Source organism: Pandoraea bronchicola (genome assembly GCF_902459805.1).
Lineage (GTDB): Bacteria > Pseudomonadota > Gammaproteobacteria > Burkholderiales > Burkholderiaceae > Pandoraea > Pandoraea bronchicola.
Genome location: NZ_CABPST010000002.1, coordinates 535,511 through 559,727, shown reverse-complemented (window position 1 = coordinate 559,727; position 24,217 = coordinate 535,511). Strand labels below are relative to the sequence as shown.

Sequence of the window (24,217 nt, the reverse complement as noted above, 5' to 3'; positions counted from 1 at the left end):
GCGTGGCTTGCGTTTTCATAGTGGACTCATCCGATGGCTGGCATGGAACGCCCCGATCCCGACGAATTGCTCGACAAACTGCAACGCGACGAAGCGCGTGATCGGCGTGGCCGATTGAAGATTTTCTTCGGCGCTTCTGCTGGCGTCGGTAAGACGTTTGCAATGTTGCAGGCCGCGCGCAAGTTGAGCGAGGAGGGCACCGACGTCGTCGTCGGTGTGCTGGAGACGCATGGCCGCGAAGAAACGGCGCGCATGCTCGAAGGCCTGGAAATCCTGCCGCAGAAGTCGGTCGAGTACCGTGGGCGCGTGCTGCGGGAATTCGATCTCGACGGCATGCTCGCGCGCAAACCGGCCGTGGCGCTGGTCGACGAACTGGCCCATGCGAACGTGCCGGGCGAGCGCCACATGAAGCGCTGGCAGGACGTGCAGGAATTGCTCGATGCCGGCATTGACGTGTACACCACGCTCAACGTGCAGCATCTCGAGCGGCTCAACGATGTGGTTGGACAAATTACCGGCATCCGCGTGTGGGAGACGGTGCCCGACCGCATTTTCGATCTCGCTGACGAGGTGAAGCTGGTCGACCTGCCACCCGACGAATTGCTCGAACGCATGCGTGAGGGCAAGGTGTACATGGCCGCGCAGGCCGAACGCGCTGTACGCAACTTCTTTCGCAAGGGCAACCTGATTGCATTGCGCGAACTGGCGTTGCGCCGCACCGCCGATCGGGTCGACGCGCAGATGCGCGAATACCGCGCCGATCAGTCGATCAGTCAGGTCTGGCAGGCGCGTGAGCGTCTTCTCGTTGCCGTCGGGCCAGGGCCGGAGGGGGTGGCGCTGGTACGTGCGGCTGCGCGGCTTGCGGCAAGTCTGCGTGCCGACTGGCTGGCCGTACACGTGGAAACGCCCGCAATTCTGCGGCAATCGCCGGCGCGTCGCGAAGGCACGTATGCAACGCTCAAACTCGCGCAGGAACTCGGCGCGGAAACGCTCACGCTCGACGGTGCGGAGGCCGCGACCACGCTGCTTGCCTATGCGCAGATGCGCAACGTCTCGAAGCTCGTGGTCGGCGCGAGCGGCGCGCGACGCTGGTGGACGGCCCACACCCCGTTGCATGAGCAACTGCTGCGCCACGCGCGCGGGGTGGACGTCGTATTGATCGGGCCGGCCGCCGGCGATGCGGCGGCGGACAGACGTGTGGTGCGAGGGGACTGGCGCGATTGGTTTGATACGGCGCCCGAGTTGGGGCTCGTCGGCGGCCCGTGGCGCGCGTATGCGTGGGCGGTCGGGATTTGCGGCGCCGTGTCGCTTGCCGCAGCGGAACTCACGTCGTTCCTCGATCTGGCCAATATCGCGATGCTGTATCTGCTCGGCGTGATCATCGCCGCCATGCGGCTCGGACGCGGGCCGGGCGTACTCGCGTCGTTTCTGTCCGTGGTGGCGTTCGACTTCTTCTTCGTGCCACCCAAGATGTCGTTGTCGGTGTCGGATACCCAGTATTTGCTGACGTTCGCCGTCATGCTGACGGTTGCGCTGGTGATCAGCCATCTGACAACCAGCCTGCGATTCCAGGCACGGCTGGCCACCTGGCGCGAGCGCCGCACGGGGGCGGTGTATGCCATGGCCCGCGAACTGGCGGCAGCGCTTACCACGCCTCAGATCGTGGAAATCGGCTCGCGCCATGTGCGCGAAGTGTTTCAGGCGCGCGTGGCGCTGTTGCTGCCGGATAGCCAGGGCAGCGTGCGTCAACCCGTGGAGAACGCGCGGGCGGAGACCATGCCCGCACACATCGATACCGATGTTGCACAGTGGGTCTACGACCGTCAGCAGGCCGCAGGGCAGGGCACGAACACGCTGCCGGGATCGGACGCATACTATCTGCCGCTGCGCGCGCCCATGCGCACGCGCGGCGTGCTGGTGGTCGCACCTGAGCCGGAGGCCGGCGGTGCCATGGACACGCCGGAACAGCAGCGTCTGCTCGATACATTCGCCGCACAAATCGCGCTGGCGCTCGAGCGCGTGCACTACGTAGAAATTGCTCAGGACGCGCTGGTGACGATGGAGTCCGAGCGGCTGCGCAATTCGTTGCTCTCGGCGATCTCGCATGATCTGCGCACACCGCTGACGTCCATCGTCGGTTTCGCGAGCATGCTCAGTCGCAATGCCGAAACGCCCGGACCGCTGCGGACTGAACTTGTCGATGCCATTCACGAGGAAGCGCAGCGCATGACCGGCCTCGTGACCAATCTTCTCGACATGGCGAAGTTGCAGGCGGGCGGCGTGCAACTCAACTGTCAGTGGCAGATGCTCGAAGAAGTCGTGGGGACGTCGTTGCGTGCCAGCCGCCGCGTGCTTGCCGGGCATGAGGTCACGACCCGGCTGCCAGCCGACCTGCCGCTGCTGCGCTTCGACGCGGTGCTGCTCGAGCGGCTGTTCACCAATCTGTTGGAGAATGCTGCAAAGTATTCGCCTGCGGGGTCCCACATCGAAATCGCCGCGCGTGTGCAGGGCAACGAGGTCGAAGTCAGTGTGAGCGATGACGGTCCTGGCCTGCCCGCGGGCATGGAAGGTCGTATCTTCGAGAAGTTCATGCGAGGGGAGAAGGAGTCAGCCAAGCCAGGCATCGGGCTCGGGCTGGCGATCTGTCGCGCCATTGTCGAGGCGCACGGCGGTAAAATTCACGCCACCAACGTGCCCGACGGCCACGGCGCCCGCTTCGTCTTCACATTGCCCGTGGAGACGCCGCCGGTGGCCCCGGACACACCCGAAGGCGTCGAAGAGGACGAGCCGAATATGACGGACATGAACGACCAGAGGGACACGACGGGTGCGAAGAACGAAGACCCGCGCTCCCCCCGCTCCCCTGACGCAAACTTTACATAACAACATGAGTGAACCCACCATCACCATCGTGGTGATCGAAGACGAACGGCAGATTCGACGGTTTCTGCGTACCTCGCTGGAAGCCGAAGGCATGGTTGTGCACGAGGCAGAAGCCGGGCGGCAGGGCATGGTCGAGGCGGCCACGCGCAAGCCAGACCTGCTCATTGTCGATCTGGGACTGCCCGATATCGACGGCGTGGAGGTCATTCGGGAGGTGAGAAGCTGGACCGATATGCCGATCATCGTGCTGTCCGCGCGCAACGAGGAAGCCGAGAAGGTCGTGGCGCTTGACGTCGGCGCCGACGATTACCTGACCAAGCCGTTCGGGGTGTCGGAGCTGCTCGCGCGGATTCGGGCGCAATTGCGACGTCATCATCGTGGCGGCAACTCGGAGACGCTCGACGAAGCGTTCTCGTTCGGCGACATTAACATCGATCTGGCGCGACGCAAGGTCACGCGTGCCGGCGAACCCGTTCACCTCACGCCTATCGAATACCGGCTGCTGGTCACGCTGGTGCGGCATGCGGGGCGCGTGCTGACGCACCGGCAATTGCTCAAGGAAGTGTGGGGGCCCTCGCACGTCGAGAGCAATCACTACCTGCGCATCTATATGGGACATCTGCGCCAGAAGCTGGAGGCCGATCCGGCACAGCCTCAGCACATTCTGACCGAGACGGGCGTTGGCTACCGGCTGGAGGTGGAGGCGACCGGTTGATCCGGTTAGGGCTTGCCCACGCGGCCATGACAGCACCGCAGCACGACGTCCGATGACCCTGTCGTGGATGGGGCATACGACGGCAACGCGCCAGCTTTGCTAAAATCGCGCTGTTCCGTCCGGTATGTCCGGCGATCTCCTTGGCGCTGAGACGCCAAGCTGCGATATCGCCACATCGGCGCCACATCGGCGCCACATTGGCGCTCCGCCATTTCCTTCGACATCCGATGGAACCCATTGTCAGGACGGCCTGGCAATCGGCTCGATTCTTTCCGGGGACGACCCCGACTTTTTCATCGGAGTCAGTCATGGCCTGGATGCTTCTTGTTTTTGCCGGTTTGCTCGAAGTGGCGTGGGCCGTCGGCCTAAAGTACACGCAAGGTTTTTCGCGTCTTGTGCCATCGGTCTTCACGATCGCGGCCATGGTCGGCAGCGTCTGGCTGCTGGCGCTCGCCGTACGCTCACTCCCATTGGGCACCGCGTATGCCATCTGGACGGGGATCGGCGCTGTCGGCGCTTTTGTGCTGGGCATTGTGCTGTTTGGAGAGTCGGCGTCTGCCGCCCGTATCGCCAGCGTGACGCTGATTCTGGCCGGTCTGGTAGGACTGAAGCTCACGGCGGCCTGAGGGCGCTCGCGGCCCGCGGCAATCCGGGCCGTGTCCCCAGTTTCGGGCACCGGTGGTGCGTTGCCGCAACGCGCGGCATAATGTCGCCGTAGCGGTCGAGTTACCTTTCGGTGACAGTCCGGTGGCAAGGTTTGGCGGCCGGTCTTCATCAGTCACTTCCGTCCGGATGGCGTGGCGGCAATGCGTCCTGCCGGTTGGCCGTTATCGCGCTGGCGGTCTGAGGCGCGTGATCGTGCGACGCCGCCATGCCGGCGGCAGCGAGGTCACCATGCTTGAATCGATTGCGCTGGGCGCAGGGCTGTCTTGGGGCAGTGGCCTGCGGTTGTACCTGACGGTGTTCTGCGCAGGACTGGCGGCGCGTCTGGGATGGTTACATCTGCCGCCGTCGCTGATGGTATTGACGTCGACGTGGGTGATTGCCACGGCCGGTGTGCTGGCCGTCATCGAGTTCTTTGCCGATAAAATCCCTTTCGTCGACAGTGCCTGGGACGCGGTGCATACCTTCATCCGTATTCCCGCGGGGATTGTATTGGGCGCGGCGGCGCTGGGGCAGATGGATCCGACGGTCACGGTGCTGGCCGGTCTGGCAGGCGGTGCGCTGGCGGGAACGGCGCATCTGGCCAAAGCGGGCAGCCGTGCGCTGATCAACACGTCACCGGAACCTTTCTCCAATGTTGCGGCCTCAGCCGGCGAAGATGTCTCTACGGTAGGCGGGCTGGCGCTTGCGTTCTTCCTGCCCGCCGTTTTTCTCGTGATGCTGCTGGTCTTCGTCGTGCTGGCGTGGTGGTGGCTGCCCCGCGTTTGGCGCGGGTGGCGCTCGCTGCTGGCGCGGGTCAAAGGATAGAGGAACGATGGGGTTCACTGACGTTGCCCGCCAGGCGTGGCGGATGTTCCTGCGCGACTGGCGCGCAGGCGAGTTGCATCTGCTTCTCGTGGCGTTGTTGCTGGCGGTCGGCGCACTGTCCAGCGTAGGTTTTCTCTCGGATCGGATGCAGGGCGGGCTCGAGCGCGACGCGCGGCAGATGCTTGCCGCCGATCTCGTCGTTCGCAGCGACGCCCCTTTATCGCCCGAATTCACCCGTCAGGCGCAGGCCGACGGACTGGCGACGGCAATCGTCGCCAATTTTCCCAGTATGGCCAGCGCCATCGGCGAGGGGGGACGAGCCGGCGCAAGCCGTCTGTCGTCGCTCAAGGCCGTGAGTGACGGTTATCCCTTGCGCGGACGTGTGCGCACCGCGCCGGACGCGGGCACCGGCACGCCGGATGCCCCAGCCGCCGGTATCCCGGCGCCGGGCACGGTATGGGTCGATGCCGCATTGCTCAACGCGCTGCACGTCAAACCCGGCGATTCGATTCACGTGGGCAACCGCTCGATGCGTATTGCTGCCGTCATCACGCGAGAGATGGATCGCGGCTACGGCTTTGGATCGCTGGCGCCGCGCGTCATGATGCGCTTCGACGAATTGCCGTCGACGGGGCTCGTGCAGTTCGGCAGCCGCATTACTTATCGTCTGCTGTTGGCGGGCACGGACGCTCAGATCGGCAAGTTCGCGGCGTGGGCGCGTCCGGCAGCCGAGCAGGCGCGCGGCGTACATCTCGAATCGCTGGAAGAAGGGCAGCCGCAGGTGCGCCAGACGCTCGATCGCGCCGAACGTTTCTTGTCGCTGGTCGCGCTGCTCGCCGCCGTGCTGGCGGCGGTGGCAGTGGGCATTGCCTCGCGTCGTTACAGCGAGCGCCATCTCGACGCGTGTGCTGTGATGCGTTGTCTGGGGCTGTCGCGCCGGGCATTGCGCGCAATGGTGACGCTCGAATTTATCGGACTGGGTCTGATCGGCGGCATGTTGGGCGTAGCGCTCGGCTACGCGGCGCATTGGGTGCTGCTCGCCCAGTTGGGCGACGTGATTCCGGCGGGGCTGCCAGCACCGACATGGCGTCCGGCGGTGTTCGGCCTGACGAGCGCGCTGGTGATGCTGCTGGGGTTCGCTTTGCCGCCGTTGCTCCCGCTCTCGGAGGTCGCACCGCTGCATGTGCTGCGTCGCGACGTGGTGGGCGGCGCGCGCCGGCAAGGGTGGCTGGCGTACGGTGCGAGCGCGCTCGCATTCGCTGCGTTGCTGCTGTTCGCCGCGCGCGACCTGCGTCTTGGGGCGATGGTGGCCGGGGGCTTCGCCGCCGGCGCGGTGGTGTTCGGCGTGCTCGCATGGCTGGCCATTCGGGGGCTGGCTGCCTGGGCGCGCCGCCCCAGTGCCGTTGGCGGGGCGATGGGAGGCATAGGATGGCGCTATGCGCTCGCCGGCCTGCGCCGTCGTGGCCTCGGCAGTGCCTTGCAGATTGTGGCGCTTGGGCTTGGATTGATGGCGCTGCTGCTGCTTGCCGTCACTCGCAACGATTTGGTCGCTGGCTGGCGTCAGTCGAGTCCGCCCGATGCCCCGAACCGCTTCGTCATCGATATTCAGCCGGGGCAGGACGCCCCAGTGCTGTCGCAGTTGCATGCGGCGGGGCTGCCCGATGTGCAACTCTCCCCGATGATTCGCGCCCGTTTGACCGCCATCAACGGCAACCCGGTGACGGGCGAGCGTTACACCGAGGAGCGGGCGCGGCGTCTGGCCGAGCGTGAGTTCAATCTGTCGTACACGGCGGGGCTGCCCGACGGCAATCGCGTGACGGCAGGGCAGTGGTACGGAGACGCGACCACACCGCAGATTTCCATGGAGGAGGGCATCGCGAAGACGCTGGGTCTGAAGCTCGGCGATACGCTTCGCTTCGAAGTCACGGGGCAGACCATTGACGCCCCGATCACGAGTCTGCGTAAGCTGGACTGGGGGTCGATGCGCGTGAATTTCTTTGTCGTGATGCCGCCCGCCGCGCTGCGCGATTTCCCAATGACCTGGATCACGTCGTTCCATCTCGAGCCTAAGCAGCAAAGCGTGGCGGATGCGTTGGTGCGTCAGTTCCCCAATGTGACGGTGATCGACACCGGCGCGTTGCTCGCGCAGATTCAGCAGATTCTGTCGCAGGTGATCGACGCCGTGCAGGCGCTCTTCCTCTTCACGCTGGCTGCGGGCGTGCTGGTGCTGTATGCCGCGCTTGCCGGCACGCGCGACGAGCGGATGCGCGAGAGCGGTATTCTGCGCGCGCTGGGGGCATCGTCGCGGCAACTGCGCGACGTGCATCTGGCGGAACTGATGACGGTCGGGGCGCTGGCCGGCCTGTTGGCGGCGCTGGGGGCCGGTGCGCTCGGCTGGGCGCTGGCGCGTTACGTCTTCGAGTTCGCGTTGAGCTTCAATCCGTGGCTGCCGGTGCTGGGTGTTGGCGCTGGCGTGTTATGTGCGCTGGTCGGCGGATGGAGTGGCCTGCGCGCGGTGCTGCGTCAGTCGGCGGTGCGCACCTTGCGCGAGGTCTGACGCACCCCCAGAGGCGCGGCATCTTGCCGCGTCCGGGGGAACGGCAAACGATGGCAGACGTTGTAGGCCTCGGGCACAATAGCGGCCATGACGACTGAAAACACTCCTCAAACTGCTTCGGCGGACGACGTGCAGGACACGCCTGCGCAACCGACCGCCTTTTCCTTGCTCGGTGGTGAAGATCGGGTGCGCGAACTCGTGGACCGTTTCTACGACTTGATGGACCTGGAGTCGGAGTTCGCGGGCATTCGCAGTCTGCATCCAGAGTCGCTCGGCGGGTCGCGCGACAAGCTCTTCTGGTTCCTGTGCGGATGGCTGGGCGGCCCGAACCACTACATCGAACGATTCGGCCATCCCATGCTGCGCGCTCGCCATCTGCCGTTCCCGATTGCAACGAGCGAGCGTGACCAATGGCTGCGCTGCATGGCGTGGGCCATGCAAGACATTGGCGTGGAATCGGCGCTGCAGGAGCGGCTCATGCAGGCGTTTCACGGTACCGCCGATTGGATGCGCAACCGGGCGGGCTGACCCATTCGCCAACGCGGCCGGTGGCTAGCCGAGACTATTGGAGCGTGCCGGAAGGGCGGCGTTGCCCCCCCGGCGCCGCCCGCGAGCCTGCCGGCATCGCATTGCGGATTGCGTAAGCGCGAGCCTGTGCTGCGGCGCTTACGCGCGCGGACTCACTTCTGGCGCAAGGGTGTCCAGCGCATCATGAAAATCCTCATCCGACGTCTCCGAGACGAGCGTTCGCGTATCAGGTTCGGCATCGAAGAATTCTTCGTCATCGCCGCCCGCCAAAGACGCTGTGTCTGCGATATCTGCGATATCTGCGATATCGGCGTTATTGGATAGTGCTGACGGTTGTGCCGGATGCCCGCCGGGCACTCTCGGGATGACCGTGACGCCTTCGAGCTCATAACTCACTGCCGGGCGGGGCGCCATATGCACGTAATCGTTATCGCCTTCCAGCACGACAAAGTTCACGCTGGTCTCCGCGGCGACGACCCTGTCCATTGACGCTCGCCTTTCGCGGCCGTCGATGATCGTTCCCAGCACGCGGTTTTGCACGAAGTCGGTGGCCGTTGCGACACCGTCGGCGATCGCGCTGCTCGAATCGGCATTCGCCGCATCCTTCAGCCACGCGGGAACCGGTATGCCTAACGCTTCGAGCAGTGGCGCGGCACCGTTGTGCAGGGCGCCGAACACCAACGGACCGTTTGTCGCTGCCATATTCAACACCCCGCCGTACTGTTGGAGTGAGTCGATGCAGGTCCACTGTCCTACCGCCTGAAAGAGATTCGTGTCACGAATTTCTGCGCCCGGAATGTCGGCGGGACCATTTCTGAACTTGCTGACAGCGAGGAGCAGGTTGGCAATTTGTACGGTGGCTGCGATGGTATGAAGCGGAATATCGGCGTAGCCTTTCCAGTCCTGGTTCATCGTCGCGATGGCAACGCCCAGCGCCGTGGTTTTGGCGATGACGTTGACGACGTGACCGATGAGGGCGGCATTGCGCGCGCCGCGATGCGTTTGAACGGTGCTCTGAAATTCTTCCCAACGTCCTGCCGTCAGGTCCTTGGGCGCTTCCGGCATGGTGATTTGCACCTGAGCGCCCGCGTTCGCATTCGCGGTGAAGGAGACCTGAGGGACGTTCGTGGACTGGGCGGAGGACGAAGCAATACCTATCGTCATGAGAAACTCCCGGAGATGAGTTGGCGTTAAATCGTGGCGAGAAAACGTTCGGCGTCGGCGCCGACTTGGGCGTAGTCCGCGTTTTCCCGGGAGGTCTCGAGAGCATGCATGGCAAGGTCGCGTGCAAGCGCACCGTCGCCCAGCTTCGCCACACACTGGGCGCAAATCAGCGCGGGTTGCGGGTCATCAGGCGTGAACATCGACACGGTGCCGAGCGGCGCGACGGCGAGTGCGTATTCCTCTCGCGCGAAGTGTGCATAGCCCACCAGTTTGTTCACGCTGATGTCCAGAGGGCGTTCCTTGAGAAGCGGGTAGAGCAGATGGAGGGCCGCTTCGTAATCGGCGGCGTTGTAGGCGTCGCGAGCTTCCTGATAACGCAGGGCGGCAGCGTCGACAGGCGCTGAATGTGCATGCCCGGTGACGTCGTTGCTGCGGGGGGGGCGGGGGGGGTATCGCGTAGGGTGCATGAGAAGTGCTTTCCGGTTTGCATCGTTTCGGATTGACGAGCACCACTCACGTGGTGCTCGGACGAATGCTACGGTCGACGCCATCACCGTCTCTTTCGATTTGCGGACAACAATGTCGTGCGCTCTCTATGCGTGAACGCATTGGGAAAAGTGGGGTGTCACGCGCTCCGCGTATGCCCAATTTGACGGTGTTGGGCCGATGCCGTGAAACCTTTGCCCGGTGGCGGCGTCAGCGGTGTCCGCTGTACTGGAGACATATGCGTCAGCACGCAATGACCGTACTGGTGCTCTGGTGCCGGATTGTCCCTTGTCACGTATGCGTAGTTCGCGCGACTATGTAACGCTAAATTTGGAGACGCCCCATGAATACCGAAGCCCTCTTCCGCCAAGACGCCTATCTGCGCCAGTGCGACGCGCGCATCACGCATATCGACGAGACCGGCGTCATGCTCGACCGCACGGTTTTCTATCCGCTGGGTGGCGGGCAGGCGGGCGACGCAGGGGGGCTGATCCTTGCAGACGGCACAAGACTGACCATTGCCGATACGCGCAAGTCGAAGCAGGAAGGCGCGACGCCCGATGACGCGGTGCATGTGCCTGCCGAGGGGCAGGCGGACGTGCTGGCGCGGTTGGCCGTTGGCGACACCGTGCGCGCTGAAATCGACTGGGAACGCCGTTTTCGACATATGCGCTTTCATACGGCGTCGCATCTGATGTGCGCCGTGTTGCCGCATCCCGTGGACGGCTGCAGCATTACTACGGAGTACGCGCGACTCGACTTCGTGACGAACGAGCCGATTGAACGCGAGACGGTCGAAGCCGGGTTGGCGGCGCTGGTGGCGGCGGCACGGCCGGTGGCTATCGACAGCATCAGCGACGAGGAAATGGCGGCGCGTCCCGAACTGGTGCGCACGATGAGCGTGAAGCCGCCGGTGGGATTGGGGCGTGTGCGTCTGGTGCGCATCGAAGGGATCGATCTGCAACCGTGTGGCGGCACGCACGTGGCCAACACAGCGGAGATCGGTGCGTTGCGCGTGGCCAAGATCGAGAAGAAGACGTCACGCACGCGCCGGGTGGTGTTGGCATTTGCCTGAGTCTGGCATCATGCAAGCCATCCCCTAATGGTCGCCTCAGCATCAGGACTATCGATGGCAACTCCGGCAACAGAGATTTCCCCGCAAGCGCAGCCCTGGCAAGCCGTACTCGATTTTTGGTTCGGTACCCCGGATTCCCCGGAATACGGGCTGTCGCGCCCCGAGTGGTTTCGTAAGTCGGATGCCTTCGATGAAGAGATTCGGGCTCGCTTTGGTGCGCTGCACGCGCAGGCGCTCGCCGGGGCGTGGGAGGAGTGGACGCAGACCGCCCTCGGCGCCTGCGCGCTGATCGTGGTACTCGATCAGTTCTCACGCAATCTGTTCCGCCATCAGGCCAAGGCGTTCGCGGGCGATGCGCGGGCGCTGGCCGTGGCGCGTCGTCTGGTAGAGGCCGGGGGGGATCAGCACCTGCCGAGCGCGCAGCATCGCGTGTTCGTCTACCTGCCGTTCGAACACGACGAATCGCTGGAGAGTCAGCACCTCTCACTGGCGTTGTACGAGCAACTGGCGAAGGCGTCAGGGCTGGTCGATAACCTGGATTACGCGCGCAGGCATGCGGTCATCATTGAGCGTTTTGGGCGTTATCCGCATCGCAATGCGGCCTTGGGGCGCGTGTCGACGCCCGAGGAAATCGCCTTTCTGAAGGAGCCGGGGTCGTCGTTCTGACGAGGGCCGGCAGCGCGCTCAGGTGCGGCGGCGCTGGCGCCATTGGATTGTGACGTATCCGATGACATAAGCGAGAATGCCGCCGACAGCGGCACAGGCGGCAAGGCCGGCTGCCAGATGCAGCGTGGCAGTGCCGAAGTCGAAATGGGTCAATTGGGACCAGAAGCTCTCACCGGCCCGCGCGGCGGCAGCCACCGTTGCCTCGATCTCGGCCTGCGGCGACCAATCGAACATCCAACGACCCAGACGGTGGGCACCGAGATAGACGAAGGGTACCGTCAGCGGGTTGGTCACCAGCGTGCCGACAGCGGCAAGGAAGAGATTCCCGCGCAGAAAAGCCGCCGCGAGAATGGCCACGAGCATCTGGCCAAACGGAATCAGAATCCCGAAGAAAACACCACACGCCAGCCCGATGGCCACACCGCGCGGCGTGGCTTGCCACAAGCTGCGCCGCAGCAGCAGGCCGGCGTGCGGACGCAGCCAGCGTGAGCGCAACAGCCGCATCGGGCGAAGCATCTTTAACATCATGGGTAGGTTGCTCGTCGAGGAAGGGATGGACCCAGGCGGGCATGGGGCGGATGCACACGTCATTACCCGCATGCAACGGATGTCTGAGTGCCGGGTGCCGCAGGAGTTCAATGACGAGGCGGGCGTGCGCTGTGCGAAACGTCCCGGTCTGGCGGATCACGACGGCGCTGGGGAGGGCTTGGGCGCTGCGCAGCGCAGGTGTGCCGCGCAGCGATCATGCAGACGCGCTTAGATCTGCGTGCGTTGATTCGCCCAGCGATCGACTTGCGACGGCTTGAAGTGTCGCATCGTCTCCAGCAGCGTCTCGGGAGACGCGGCGATTTGCAACTGGTCGAGTTGCGCGCCTTTGAGAAACTGTTCCGTCACCATCGATTGGAGGAACACCATCAGCGGGTCGTAATACTGCTCGACGTTGAGCAGGCCGATCGGCTTCGCGTGGTAGCCGATTTGCAGCCACGTAAAGACTTCGAACAGCTCCTCGCACGTGCCAATGCCACCCGGCATGGCAATGAAGGCATCCGACAGATCGGCCATCATTTGCTTACGCTGGTGCATGTTCTCGACGACATGCAATTCCGTCAGCCCGGTGTGGCCGACTTCCTTGTCCATCAGCGCTTGCGGGATGATGCCGACGACCTGACCGCCGTGGGCCAGCACCGCATCGGCAATGATGCCCATCAACCCGACCTTGCCACCGCCGTACACCAGGCGGATGCCCGCTTCGGCCATACGACGGCCCAACTCACGCGCAGCCTCGGCATACGCGGGACGCACGCCCGTGGCGGCGCCGCAATAAATACAAATGGATTTGACTTCCGACGACATGCTTTACTGCGCTCCCTTGATTGCGGCTTTGGCGGCGGCCGCCTTCTGCGCCATCTGGTCGTAGAGTTGGCGAGCGTTGCCCTTAAGAAAAGGCGCCATTTGCGAAACGATGTGATAGCTGGCTTGGTGCAGACCCGCTCCAATCTCTGCCGGATCGTTGTACTTGCGCGGATTCATTACGAACTGATAAGACAGCCAATACGTGGAAAGGACCACCATGTTAGTGGTCACCACGTCGATTTCCTCGGGTGAAATTTCCATTTCGCCATCGGCCACGAGCAGGTCGCACATTTCACGTGCAAAACGTTTCTTGTGGCCAACGATCTGCTTGAAGTGCATCTCAAGCGTGCGATTGCGCGAAAGCAGATCGTTCAGGTCGCGATAGAGAAAACGGAAACGCCACAGAAATTCGGACATGTACTCCAAGTATGTCCCGACTTCTTCAAGGTCCGGTTTGTGATCGTCAGGCAGTCGCAATCGGCGTTCGATTTCCTCCTCGAACTGCGCGAAGATGCTGTTGATGATGTCGTCTTTGTTGCGGAAGTGATAGTAGAGATTGCCGGGGCTGATTTTCATCTCCTCGGCAATCGTGGTGGTCGTTACGTTCGGTTCGCCGATTTCGTTGAAGAGTCGTAGCGACACCTCAAGAATTCGTTCGCGGGTACGGCGTGGCGGCTTTGCTTCCATGTCTGTCGGCCCCGGTTAGCGGCAAGCTCGGCGAAGGAGGTTCTCCGCTTGCTTCTGTCAGTTGAATGTCAGGTATACGGCGAACGATTATACCCGGCAGCCGCGTACTGCCAAACATGGGAACGGGGGCTCAGACCGATATCAGAAAAGGGCTGTACGCACCAGATCGACAATGACGGGGCCCGCGAGCGAGGCCCAGGTGAGCAGGCAAAGGCCGAGCGCGACGAGGACCGCCGCGCTCCCGAAATCCTTCGCACGCTTGGAGAGTTCGTGCCGCTCGAGCGAAATGCGGTCGATGGCGGCTTCAATGCTGGAGTTGACCAGCTCGATGATCAGCACGAGCAGGACCGAACCGATGAGCAGCACGCGCTCGACGGCCGTGACAGGCAGGAAGATGGCCGCCGGCAGGAGGATGGCGGCGAGCGCCAGTTCCTGCCGGAATGCGCTCTCTTCGAACACGGCAAACTTGAAGCCGGACAGGGAGTACTTCAGGGCGCGCCAGGCGCGCATGACACCCCGGTTGCCCTTGTACGGATTCGGTTGTTTGTCGCGTGGCGGCGGGTGATCGATGAACAAGCGTCAGGTTCCTCGCCGCAACGGGCTCTGGAGGTAGATCAGATCGCGGGCGCGAGCGACGGCTCGGGCTTGCGCGGATGCAGATGCGAGACAAACTCTTCCGAGGCTGCCTGCCACGAGAACCGCTCGGCCCAGGCCCGCGCACTCGCCCGCGAGACTTTGAGCGCATCGAGGCAGGCCTCGCGCAAATCCTCTCGCAGGGCGCCCGCATCGCCTTCGGCACAGCCGTCGAGCACATCGATCGGACCGGTCACCGGGTAGGCCGCTACCGGCAGGCCGCAGGCCATCGCTTCGAGCAGCACCAGCCCAAACGTATCGGTGCGGCTCGGGAAGACGAACACGTCAGCCGATGCGTAGACTTTCGCGAGCTCAGGCTGGGAGAGCATGCCAAGATAATTCACGTCGGGGTAGCGCGAGCGGAGTTCGGCCAGTTGCGGGCCTTCACCTGCGACCCACTTCGAGCCCGGCAGATCCAGTTTCAGGAACGCTTCGATGTTCTTCTCCACGGCAACGCGCCCCACGTAGAGGAAAATCGGATGTGCTGAATTTAGCACATGTGCGTCCTGCACACGGAAGATGTCGAGGTCGACCCCGCGGGTCCACAGCACCACGTTCCCGAAGCCGTTCGCTTCGAGATCGCGCTTGACCACGGGCGTGGGTGCCATCACGGCGCGCGACGGCTTGTGGAACCAGCGCAGGAAGCGATAGGTCGTGGCGAGCGGAAAGCCGAAGCGCGCCTGCACATACTCGGGGAAGCGCGTGTGGTACGCCGTCGTGAACGGGAAGTCGTTACGTATCGCCCATTTGCGCGCAGCCATGCCGAGCGGGCCTTCGGTGGCGATGTGAACGGCGTCCGGTCCGAATTCCTCGATGCGGCGCGACACGCGGCCGCTGGCGAAGAACGCAAGGCGGATTTCCGGATAGGTCGGGCACGGTATCGTGCGGAATTCCTGCGGCGTGAGCAGCTCGACACGATGGCCGGCAGCTTCCAACTGAGCGCGCGTGTTCTTCAACGTGCGGACCACGCCGTTGATTTGCGGATCCCAGGCGTCGGTGATGATCATGATTTTCATCGGGCGCTCCATCGCGCACAGGGTGCGCATCGGTGACACGCGCAACTGCGCGTGAGGGGGGCGCACGTGCGGCAGTGCTCTGCCGTGCGTGCGCGCAGGGTTATCGAACCGGTTTCGCGTGAATGGCGGCGATCACGGGGTCTGGGAGGGCAGGCATCGCCCGGGGCTGATCAAGCGCTGACCGGCATGGTCTTCACGCTGGCCCGCGCACTGCGCTTTTGTGTCCAGTAAATGATGCGCAACTCGCCTTCGGTCGTCTCGACGAGCGCCGAAAGACTCTCGACCCAGTCGCCGTCGTTGCAGTAGAGCAGACCGTCGATCTCGCGAATCTCGGGCTTGTGAATGTGACCGCACACGACACCGTCGCAACCGCGGCGGCGCGCTTCATCCGCCATGACATTTTCGAAGGCGGAAATGAAGTTCACCGCGTTCTTCACCTGATGCTTCAGGTACTGCGACAACGACCAGTAAGGAAAGCCAAAGCGGGTGCGCACACGGTTGAACCAACGATTGAGCAGCAAGGTGAGCGTGTAGAGCGAATCGCCCAGATACGCGAGCCACTTGGCGTGCTGAATCACGCCGTCGAACAGATCGCCGTGTGTGATCCACAGGCGTTTGCCGGAGAGCGTGGTGTGAAACGCCTCGTCGCGCACCGCAATGTCGCCAAACGCCAGCCCGCAGAATTGACGGGCCGCTTCGTCGTGGTTGCCAGGGACGTAGATCACCTGCGTGCCCTTGCGCGCGCGGCGCAGCATCTTCTGCACGACGTCGTTGTGCGCCTGCGGCCAGTGCCAGCCTTTGCGCAGGTGCCAGCCGTCGATGATGTCGCCGACCAGATACAGGTAGTCCGATTCGTGGTGCCGCAGGAAGTCGAGCAGGTATTCCGCCTGGCAGCCTTGTGTGCCGAGGTGGATGTCCGAGAGCCAGATGGTGCGGTAGCGGGTGATGCCTTCGGGGGGCGGGTCGAGCGGATCGGACGGCAGATCGATCGTGGAGGGTGGGGCGGCGGGAGGGCTGGGGGGCGGGGCGGCGGGGCGTCCCGGCGGGGTATCTGCGAAGTGACCGGTGCGAGCCGCTGGCGTTGAGATCGGCAACTCGAAGGTGGGTGTTGTCGTCATAGCGGCTCGCACATCGCGTTGAACATGCGTGCATTGCGCCACGGCTTCATGAAGGGACGATGACAGTCATTCGCGTGTCGCGAAAGTGTCTTGAGACGTCGCGGCGATACGACACCGCCGGACGCGCTCGCGCGCCGGCGACGTTCGCGTCAGACGTTGGGCCGCAAGCCTTGCGCTACGCGCTCGAGCGTTTCGAGCACCAGCGCACGTGCGCGCGGGTGCGTGCCGAGCGACACGTGACCGAGCCGGTCCAATGCGATGTTGTGGGCGCCGGGCAGCACCGAAGTGCTCACCGGATAGACGACGTTGTCGTGGAATGAATAAATCGACGTGATGCGAGCGCGTTCGGTGTCCGTCTCACGTCGCGCGAGCTCGGCGAGCCACTCACTGCCGATGCTCATCTGGCGTACGTTCTGGCCGATGCCGTGGCGCGCATGCAAAGTGCCGGAATGCGGCGAGCCGAGCGTGATGGTGTGGGCGACAGGCAGGGTCGGATAGCGTTGCAGGCAGGCGCGCGCGGCGAGTCCGCCCATACTGTGACCCACGATGACGACGGGGAGCCGCGTGCGTTCAGCAAGGGCTCGTGCGGCGTTTGCGATGTGGCTGGCATAGCCGTCGATGTCACCGAAGAGCGGACCGAGGTTGATGGCGTCGCAAGGGTAGCCGGCATCCGCCAGATGGTGTGAAAAACGCAGCCAGAAGGCGCGGTTGCAACCATAGCCATGCAGCAGAAGCACCGCAACGGGACGTGCCGGGCCGCTGGGGGCGGGCAACGGGGCGGCGCTACGCCAGGGCTGATAGAGGTCGAGCAACAGAATCGATGCCGCACATTCGTACGCCCAGACAGCGACATTTGTGCCCGCAGGGGTGCGCCGCTCGGGTGTCGGGTCGCCGTGCGCGGCCATGATGAAGCCGGCGGCCAGGCCGATCGCGTGAGATACGGGCAGCCACAGCAGTGTCCAGAGCACGGTCGTCCATGGACTGTGCCAAGCGGCCCAAGTGGCGCTGGCGACGACAATCGACAGCGCGACTTCGACGCCGCCGTAGATCAGATGCGGTCGTGAGGCTCGCGGCACTGGACGATCGATCGGTGGTGGCGTGGTCATTTGCCGAGCACGCTGACGAGCCGCGTGCCGGCGAGCCGATCGTGAACGAACTGGTGATCCGGCATCACGCGCATGGCCAGCGCCCAGAGTACAACCCAACTGGCGAGCAACGCGACACTGTTCCAGCCCGTGAGGCCGAGTGCCCAGTCGAGCGCCATAGCGGGGAGCACCCACAGCCAGGCGAGCGCATATCGCAGGACGGCACGGCCAGCACGCACCGGCTGGCCCTGCGCATCGACCAGGCGAATCTTCCAGGTCTTCATCGCCAATGTCTGGCCGCCATGGGTCCAGAACCAGACGAAATACGCGCCAAGCACGAGGAACAGCCAGGTTTGCATCGCGTGGCGATACATCAGACCGCTGCGCTGCTGGGTCAGGGCACTGAAAAGGTACCCAGCGAGAAACAGCACGCCGAAGAGCAGCAGCGATTCGTAGACCATTGAGAGCAGGCGGCGTCGCAGCGTTGGCACGGCGTAGCCGCCCGGCTCTGCGACGCAGGGCGTGCGCGGCGATGCGGCGGAATCGGTCGAGCGAGGCGGCGTGGCGGGCTGGGCGGCAGAGTCGGTCATCGCGGCGTGGTCTGGGATCGCTTTTTGTCTGAGGCCCGGCGCCGCGCTAACGCGTCAATGCGGGGCATTTCGCGGCGGCGCACATCGAGCCATGTGCCGCTCATTATGCGCAAGAATGGGCCGAGGGGCCAGCCAACGCCTGCTGGTCCGCCGGACGCGGGAATGCAAACGGCCGCCCGAGGGCGGCCGTGACGGTGTGACGTCGACTGACGGGGAGCGTCAGTTGTGGTGATAGATCTCGGCGTTGAAGACCGCGTCGCCGTTCTTGTCGCTGTTCGCCGCACCCGCGCCCGCCGTGCCCGTGCTGGCGCCGGCAGGCGCCGAGGCAGCCGTCGACGGTGCCGAGGAGGCCGGCATCGGCTGTGCAGCCGCCGGGGTAGACGCAGGCGAGGTTGCCGGGGCCGGCAATGCGCCGTTCTTGGTCGTTGTGCCGGTGTCCTTGCGATGCACGGCGGCATACGGGTTCTTCACGCCAGGGCGGCCCGACGGCGGTGCGCTGACCACGTTGGGACGGTTGGCTTGCTTCTTATCATCGGCAGCGAGGCGCTTCTTCTGCTCTTCGGTGAGCTGCTGGTACTGCTGCCACACTTGCGCTTTACGCTCGGGCGGCAGCGTCTTGGCGTTCTGGTAGCTCTCGCGCGCCAACCGGCGCTGTTCGGGCGTCAGGCCGACCCAGTCCGCCATACGGTCGTGCAGACGCTTGCGCCCTTCGGGCGACAGCGTGTGAAAGCGCTTGGCGATTTCGATCCACTTCTCGCGCTGACGGTCGCTCATGCGATTCCAGTTCTGCGCGAGCGGGGAGAGGGCGTCCTGCTGGCTCGGCGTGAGCTTGGCCCAGAGTCCGCCCGGTGATGCAACGGCGGCCGCCGGCGCGCTGCTCGCTGTCGCGGCATCGGTCGTCGCACTGCCCACCGGTGCACTGGCCGTGCCGGCGCCAGCGCTGCCGGAGATGAGCGGCGGCGCGTCGGACACCGGTTCCGGCGCTTGCGAGCGGCGCAGCGCTGCCGTGCCGGCAAGCGCGGCCACGATTAGCGCGGCGACCAGAAGAAGTACGTTGCGTCGCGTCACTGGGGGGGCTTGAGTGGGGGAACTACTGGGCACGCTTCAGATACGCGTTGAAACCGTGGTCGGCATAGGCCGACAGCGGCAGTTCGTCGCTCAATACGGCAGCATCGATATCTGCCAGGTCCTGAATGTGCTGCTGATGTTCCCAGTACGCGATACCCGCCAGGCCGATCACCAGCGCGGCGAGCGGCCACAACAGGCCCAGACGGCCCAACTTGTCGAATGCGCGCCGCGGCCCGCCGATGTCCGGCGTTTGCACGGCTCCCACACCCGCGAGCACCAGCGCCGGTTGCACAACGGCGACCGGTTCCGGCTTTTTACGGGCGAGCGCCTCCCGGCGAGCGGCGGCCAGCCGGGCCGCGATATTCGGCGACGGTGTGTCGGACGCTTCGTCCAACGCACGCCGCACGCGATTTGCGAAGCGGATTTCCCTCGTTTCCAGATCGTGACTCATAACCTGATCCCTTTTGCCTTCAACGCCTGCGCCAACGCGTGTGTAGCACGCGAACAGTGCGTCTTGACGCTGCCTTCCGAACACCCCATCGTTGCGGCGGTCTCGGCAACGTCCATGTCTTCCCAGTAACGCATGAGGAAGGCTTCTCGTTGACGTGTCGGTAGTTTCTGTATTTCCGTCTCGATGATGGAGAGGATTTCGGCACGCGAAACAGAGTCTTCGCTGCTCTCGGTCTGCACAGACCCGTCCTCGCCCAGTAAGGTTTCCAACGGGTCGAAGTCGTCGCGTTCGTCGTCGCCGGGGCCGGCGAGATTCGAGAATAGCGTGACCCAGGTGTTGCGCACCTTTTGCCGACGGAAATAGTCGTGAATCGTGTTCTGGAGGATGCGCGTGAACAGCAGCGGCAGGTCGGCCGGCGGCTTGTCGCCGTATTTCTCGGCCAGGCGGATCATCGCATCCTGAACGATATCGAGGGCGGCCTCGTCGTCGCGAACGGCATAGACGGCCTGCTTGAAGGCGCGCCGTTCAATGCTCGCGAGAAAATCCGCCAGTTCCTTGTCAGATGCCATCCGGTGGGGTACACGCAGCGTCTACCGCTGCGCCTGTGAAATGCCGTGTAAGCGTAAAGATTACGTAAAAATCGCGTAGTCGGAGCGGATGCTACCAAAAACGCGCTTCGCTGTAACCGCTTTTGCTCCCGGTTGTGTTGCCCGGCGACGGTATTGGACCCGCCAGGTTCCTATCGTGTGAAGATTGTGCACCAGCGTAGGGCGGTGTAGTGGGCGATATGCGAATGGTGTGAGCCTCACTTCGCAATCATGCTGCAAATGCATAAACTCGCTTGACCATTTTGCTGCGAACCGGTAAGGTTGCCAGTTCGCAATATCTGTGATTGTCTCAATATCGGCACGCCTATCCGGGGTGTCCATCATTCAGACGCGCAGCTTGAGCCCGAACCAAAAGTTCGCGGGGAGAGCACCCGATCAAAATTTTTGCCGAAACTTTGAAAGGTCGACGATGAACATGCCAAGCGCGGAATTCTCCGAGGCGGAAGCTACACGCCACCAAAACACTTCCGAAGACATGATTGGCGCCGAGATTCTCGTGCGCTCGCTTCAGGAAGAAGGGGTCGAACATCTGTGGGGTTATCCCGGCGGTTCGGTTCTCTACATCTACGACGAACTCTACAAGCAGGACAAGATCCAGCACATTCTGGTGCGCCATGAGCAGGCAGCCGTACACGCGGCCGACGCTTATTCGCGTTCCACCGACAAAGTCGGCGTGTGCCTTGTGACGTCTGGCCCCGGCGTGACCAATGCGGTCACCGGTATTGCCACGGCGTACATGGATTCGATCCCGCTCGTCATCATCACCGGGCAGGTGCCTACGGCCGCGATCGGCCAGGACGCCTTCCAGGAGTGCGACACGGTCGGTATCACGCGTCCGTGCGTCAAGCACAACTTCCTCGTGAAGGACGTGCGCGATCTCGCCGCTACCATCAAGAAAGCCTTCTATATCGCGAAGACGGGCCGTCCGGGTCCGGTGCTGGTCGATATTCCGAAGGACGTGTCCAAGGCGCGCTGCCGTTTCGAGTATCCGAAGTCGGTGTCGCTGCGCTCGTATAATCCGGTCACGAAGGGCCACTCGGGCCAGATCCGCAAGGCGATGAGCCTGCTGCTCTCGGCCAAGCGTCCGTATATCTACACCGGCGGCGGCATCATTCTGGCCGATGCATCGAAGGAACTGAATCAGTTCTGCGACTTGCTCGGCTATCCGGTGACCAACACGCTCATGGGCCTGGGCGGGTATCGCGCGAGCGATCCCAAGTTCCTCGGCATGCTCGGCATGCACGGCACGTACGAAGCCAACATGGCCATGCAGCACTGCGACGTGCTCATCGCCATCGGCGCGCGCTTTGACGACCGCGTGATCGGTAATCCGGAACACTTCTCCTCGACTGCGCGCAAGATCATCCACGTCGACATCGACCCATCGTCGATTTCGAAGCGGGTGAAGGTCGACATTCCGATCGTCGGCGATGTGAAGGAAGTGCTGCGCGAGATGATCGACAATCTGCAGACGGCCGAGCATGGCCCGGACACCGCGGCGCTGGCCGACTGGTGGAAGCAGATCGAGGCGTGGCGTTCGCGCGATTGCCTCGCCTTCGATCGCAAGAGCGAGATCATCAAGCCGCAACATGTGGTCGAGACTTACTGGAAGCTCACGGACGGCGAAGCCTTCGTGTGCTCGGACGTCGGTCAGCACCAGATGTGGGCTGCGCAATACTATCGCTTCAACAAGCCGCGCCGCTGGATCAACTCGGGCGGTCTGGGCACGATGGGCTTCGGCCTGCCGGCGGCCATGGGCGTGAAGATGGCGCACCCGGATGCCGAAGTGGCGTGCATCACCGGCGAAGGCTCGATTCAGATGTGCATTCAGGAACTCTCGACGTGTCTGCAATACCGCACGCCGATCAAGATTCTGTCGCTCAACAATCGCTATCTGGGTATGGTTCGCCAGTGGCAGCAGATCGAATACAGCAAGCGTTACTCCAGTTCGTACATGGACGCGCTGCCGGACTTCGTGAAGCTCGCCGAGGCCTACGGTCACGTGGGCATGCGCATCGAGAAGTCGTCGGACGTCGAGCCGGCACTGCGCGAGGCGTTGCGCCTGAAAGATCGTACGGTATTCATGGATTTCCAAACGGATCCCACCGAAAACGTCTGGCCGATGGTCCAGGCGGGCAAGGGCATCAGCGAGATGCTGCTCGGTTCGGAAGATCTGTAAACAGAGGCGCGCGCGCCCTCAGCCGCCGCCAGTCAGGCCGGCCCGGGCGCGACGTCCCACACTAGGACAATCCGGGATACACCATGAGGCACATTATTTCTGTTTTGATCGAGAACGAGCCGGGTGCGCTGTCGCGCGTGGTCGGCCTTTTCTCGGCGCGTGGCTACAATATCGAGACGCTCACCGTTGCGCCGACCGAAGACCGGTCGCTCTCACGCATGACGGTGGTCACGACAGGCTCCGACGACATCATCGAACAGATCACCAAGCACCTGAACCGGCTTATCGAAGTGGTGAAGGTGGTAGATCTGACCGAAGGGGCGCACATCGAGCGTGAGCTGATGCTCATCAAGGTTCGCGCCGTGGGCAAGGAGCGGGAAGAGATGAAGCGGATGTCGGATATTTTCCGCGGCCGCATCATTGACGTTACTGAAAAGACCTATACGATCGAGCTCACCGGAAATTCGTCGAAACTCGACGCATTTATCGAAGGGCTGGATCGTACGGCGATTCTCGAGACGGTTCGTACCGGTGGCTCGGGCATCGGGCGCGGTGAGCGCATCCTGAAGGTCTGACCGGCAACGGCAACGCGGTAAGCGGATTTCGATCCATTCTGATTTCAGTTATTTTTTTGGCATTACGGGACAATTCCAAATGAAAGTTTTCTACGACAAAGACGCCGACCTCTCCCTCATCAAGGGCAAGCAAGTCACGATCATCGGTTACGGCTCGCAAGGCCACGCCCACGCGCAAAACCTGAAGGACAGCGGCGTGAACGTGACGGTCGGTCTGCGCAAGAACGGCGCTTCGTGGAACAAGGCGGTCAACGCCGGCCTGAACACCAAGGAAGTGGCAGAAGCCGTGAAGTCGGCCGACATCGTCATGATGCTGCTGCCGGACGAGCAGATCGGCGACGTGTACAAGAACGACGTGCACGCCAACATCAAGGAAGGCGCTGCACTGGCCTTCGCGCACGGCTTCAACGTGCACTACGGTTGCGTGATCCCGCGTGCTGACCTCGACGTCATCATGATCGCCCCGAAGGCCCCGGGCCACACGGTGCGCTCGACGTACTCGCAAGGCGGCGGCGTGCCCCACCTGATCGCCGTGGCACAAGACAAGTCGGGCGCGGCTCGCGACATCGCGCTGTCGTACGCTGCGGCTAACGGCGGCGGCCGTGCGGGCATCATCGAAACGAACTTCCGCGAAGAGACCGAAACCGACCTGTTCGGCGAACAAGCCGTGCTGTGCGGCGGTACCGTCGAGCTGATCAAGGCCGGTTTCGAAACGCTGGTCGAAGCCGGTTATGCACCGGAAATGGCCTACTTCGAGTGCCTGCACGAACTCAAGCTGATCGTCGACCTGATCTACGAAGGCGGCATCGCCAATATGAACTACTCGATCTCGAACAACGCCGAGTATGGTGAGTACGTCACCGGCCCGCGCGTCGTGACGGAAGAGACGAAGAAGGCGATGAAGCAGTGCCTGACCGACATCCAGACGGGTGAGTACGCCAAGTCGTTCATCCTGGAAAACAAGGCTGGCGCTCCGACCCTGATCTCGCGCCGTCGTATCACGGCCGAGCACCAGATCGAGCAAGTCGGCGGCAAGCTGCGCGCGATGATGCCTTGGATCGCCAAGAACAAGCTCGTCGACCAGTCGAAGAACTAAGTACGACGCGCCGCACTTTGCGTACGCCCAAGCGTTTCCGGGCGCGCGCATCGTCGGCGGACGGCATCGCGGCGTGAGCGCATGACGCGCATCATGGCGTGAGCTGTTGCTTCGGGCCGTCCGTTTTGCCGTAGCCGTGGCTATGGCAAGGCGGACGGCCCTTTTCGTGTTGGTGCCGAATCCCCGGCCTTCCCGGGTGGTTGCGGTGTGCCGG

At 63.5% G+C, this 24,217-nt stretch carries 23 protein-coding genes and 1 pseudogene; 11 read left to right on the top strand and 13 right to left on the bottom strand.

Annotated features, from left to right (window positions below):
* The first annotated feature begins 42 nt into the window (after nt 1-42).
* From PBR20603_RS06670 to PBR20603_RS06645, 6 genes are all read left to right on the top strand, one after another.
* Nucleotides 43-2,883 carry a sensor histidine kinase gene (locus PBR20603_RS06670; protein ID WP_150558934.1) on the top strand — a complete coding sequence of 947 codons (2,841 nt, stop codon included), beginning with the start codon at nt 43-45 and terminating at the stop codon, nt 2,881-2,883.
* A gap of 4 nt (nt 2,884-2,887) precedes the next feature.
* The gene (kdpE, locus tag PBR20603_RS06665; protein ID WP_150558735.1) at nt 2,888-3,598 is read left to right on the top strand and encodes a two-component system response regulator KdpE; all 711 of its coding nucleotides are present in this window, start codon (nt 2,888-2,890) and stop codon (nt 3,596-3,598) included.
* A gap of 308 nt (nt 3,599-3,906) precedes the next feature.
* A complete protein-coding gene (gene sugE, locus PBR20603_RS06660; protein WP_150558734.1) occupies nt 3,907-4,224 on the top strand; it encodes a quaternary ammonium compound efflux SMR transporter SugE in 318 nt (105 codons plus the stop codon).
* A gap of 268 nt (nt 4,225-4,492) precedes the next feature.
* Complete coding sequence (locus tag PBR20603_RS06655; RefSeq protein ID WP_174977802.1) at nt 4,493-5,068, top strand: DUF4126 domain-containing protein; 576 nt, start codon at nt 4,493-4,495, stop codon at nt 5,066-5,068.
* Between the two features lie 7 nt (nt 5,069-5,075).
* A complete protein-coding gene (locus PBR20603_RS06650; protein WP_246174426.1) occupies nt 5,076-7,625 on the top strand; it encodes an ABC transporter permease in 2,550 nt (849 codons plus the stop codon).
* Nucleotides 7,626-7,712: 87 nt separating this feature from the next.
* Nucleotides 7,713-8,153 (top strand): group II truncated hemoglobin, encoded by a 441-nt coding sequence (locus PBR20603_RS06645; RefSeq protein ID WP_150558732.1) that lies wholly within the window; start codon nt 7,713-7,715, stop codon nt 8,151-8,153.
* Between the two features lie 138 nt (nt 8,154-8,291).
* On the opposite strand, the gene PBR20603_RS06640 is transcribed toward PBR20603_RS06645, so the two are convergent.
* The gene (locus PBR20603_RS06640) at nt 8,292-9,317 is read right to left on the bottom strand and encodes a hypothetical protein (RefSeq protein WP_150558731.1); all 1,026 of its coding nucleotides are present in this window, start codon (nt 9,315-9,317) and stop codon (nt 8,292-8,294) included.
* A 26-nt stretch (nt 9,318-9,343) separates the two neighbouring features.
* A complete protein-coding gene (locus tag PBR20603_RS06635) occupies nt 9,344-9,784 on the bottom strand; it encodes a hypothetical protein (RefSeq protein ID WP_150558730.1) in 441 nt (146 codons plus the stop codon).
* Between the two features lie 362 nt (nt 9,785-10,146).
* Here PBR20603_RS06635 and PBR20603_RS06630 point away from each other — a divergent pair, with 362 nt between their 5' ends.
* Complete coding sequence (locus PBR20603_RS06630) at nt 10,147-10,878, top strand: alanyl-tRNA editing protein (protein ID WP_150558729.1); 732 nt, start codon at nt 10,147-10,149, stop codon at nt 10,876-10,878.
* 27 nt (nt 10,879-10,905) lie between these two features.
* Nucleotides 10,906-11,544, top strand: coding sequence for a DUF924 family protein (locus tag PBR20603_RS06625; protein WP_174977801.1), 639 nt, complete (start codon nt 10,906-10,908; stop codon nt 11,542-11,544).
* Nucleotides 11,545-11,562: 18 nt separating this feature from the next.
* Here the strand turns inward: PBR20603_RS06625 and PBR20603_RS06620 are convergent, their stop codons facing one another.
* The 11 genes and pseudogenes from PBR20603_RS06620 to PBR20603_RS06570 form a co-directional block, all read right to left on the bottom strand.
* Nucleotides 11,563-12,072, bottom strand: coding sequence for a DUF2062 domain-containing protein (locus PBR20603_RS06620; protein ID WP_174977800.1), 510 nt, complete (start codon nt 12,070-12,072; stop codon nt 11,563-11,565).
* A 228-nt stretch (nt 12,073-12,300) separates the two neighbouring features.
* The gene (locus PBR20603_RS06615) at nt 12,301-12,897 is read right to left on the bottom strand and encodes an LOG family protein (protein WP_150558726.1); all 597 of its coding nucleotides are present in this window, start codon (nt 12,895-12,897) and stop codon (nt 12,301-12,303) included.
* A gap of 3 nt (nt 12,898-12,900) precedes the next feature.
* The gene (locus PBR20603_RS06610) at nt 12,901-13,584 is read right to left on the bottom strand and encodes a TetR/AcrR family transcriptional regulator (protein ID WP_150558725.1); all 684 of its coding nucleotides are present in this window, start codon (nt 13,582-13,584) and stop codon (nt 12,901-12,903) included.
* 141 nt (nt 13,585-13,725) lie between these two features.
* A complete protein-coding gene (locus PBR20603_RS06605) occupies nt 13,726-14,160 on the bottom strand; it encodes a diacylglycerol kinase (protein ID WP_150558724.1) in 435 nt (144 codons plus the stop codon).
* Between the two features lie 38 nt (nt 14,161-14,198).
* Nucleotides 14,199-15,233: a glycosyltransferase family 4 protein gene (locus PBR20603_RS06600; protein WP_150558723.1), complete on the bottom strand. Its 1,035-nt coding sequence runs from the start codon at nt 15,231-15,233 to the stop codon at nt 14,199-14,201.
* 170 nt (nt 15,234-15,403) lie between these two features.
* A pseudogene (locus PBR20603_RS06595) lies at nt 15,404-16,174 on the bottom strand (UDP-2,3-diacylglucosamine diphosphatase); the annotation flags it as partial.
* A gap of 326 nt (nt 16,175-16,500) precedes the next feature.
* Nucleotides 16,501-17,457 (bottom strand): esterase/lipase family protein, encoded by a 957-nt coding sequence (locus PBR20603_RS06590; RefSeq protein WP_150558721.1) that lies wholly within the window; start codon nt 17,455-17,457, stop codon nt 16,501-16,503.
* Nucleotides 17,454-18,026 (bottom strand): RDD family protein, encoded by a 573-nt coding sequence (locus PBR20603_RS06585; RefSeq protein ID WP_150558720.1) that lies wholly within the window; start codon nt 18,024-18,026, stop codon nt 17,454-17,456. Before PBR20603_RS06585 ends, PBR20603_RS06590 begins: the two co-directional genes overlap by 4 nt.
* 219 nt (nt 18,027-18,245) lie before the next feature.
* Nucleotides 18,246-19,094: a DUF3106 domain-containing protein gene (locus PBR20603_RS06580; protein ID WP_174977799.1), complete on the bottom strand. Its 849-nt coding sequence runs from the start codon at nt 19,092-19,094 to the stop codon at nt 18,246-18,248.
* Between the two features lie 22 nt (nt 19,095-19,116).
* Nucleotides 19,117-19,545: a DUF3619 family protein gene (locus tag PBR20603_RS06575; protein ID WP_150558718.1), complete on the bottom strand. Its 429-nt coding sequence runs from the start codon at nt 19,543-19,545 to the stop codon at nt 19,117-19,119.
* Nucleotides 19,542-20,114: an RNA polymerase sigma factor gene (locus PBR20603_RS06570; protein ID WP_042116523.1), complete on the bottom strand. Its 573-nt coding sequence runs from the start codon at nt 20,112-20,114 to the stop codon at nt 19,542-19,544. The genes PBR20603_RS06575 and PBR20603_RS06570 overlap by 4 nt, the downstream gene beginning before the upstream one ends.
* Before the next feature lie 448 nt (nt 20,115-20,562).
* Between PBR20603_RS06570 and PBR20603_RS06565 the strand changes: the two genes are divergently transcribed.
* From PBR20603_RS06565 to ilvC, 3 genes are all read left to right on the top strand, one after another.
* The gene (locus tag PBR20603_RS06565) at nt 20,563-22,332 is read left to right on the top strand and encodes an acetolactate synthase 3 catalytic subunit (RefSeq protein WP_150558717.1); all 1,770 of its coding nucleotides are present in this window, start codon (nt 20,563-20,565) and stop codon (nt 22,330-22,332) included.
* 83 nt (nt 22,333-22,415) lie between these two features.
* Nucleotides 22,416-22,907, top strand: a complete 492-nt coding sequence (gene ilvN / locus PBR20603_RS06560) for an acetolactate synthase small subunit (protein WP_150558716.1) — start codon at nt 22,416-22,418, stop codon at nt 22,905-22,907.
* Nucleotides 22,908-22,986: 79 nt separating this feature from the next.
* The gene (ilvC, locus tag PBR20603_RS06555) at nt 22,987-24,003 is read left to right on the top strand and encodes a ketol-acid reductoisomerase (protein WP_150558715.1); all 1,017 of its coding nucleotides are present in this window, start codon (nt 22,987-22,989) and stop codon (nt 24,001-24,003) included.
* Nucleotides 24,004-24,217: the final 214 nt, after the last annotated feature.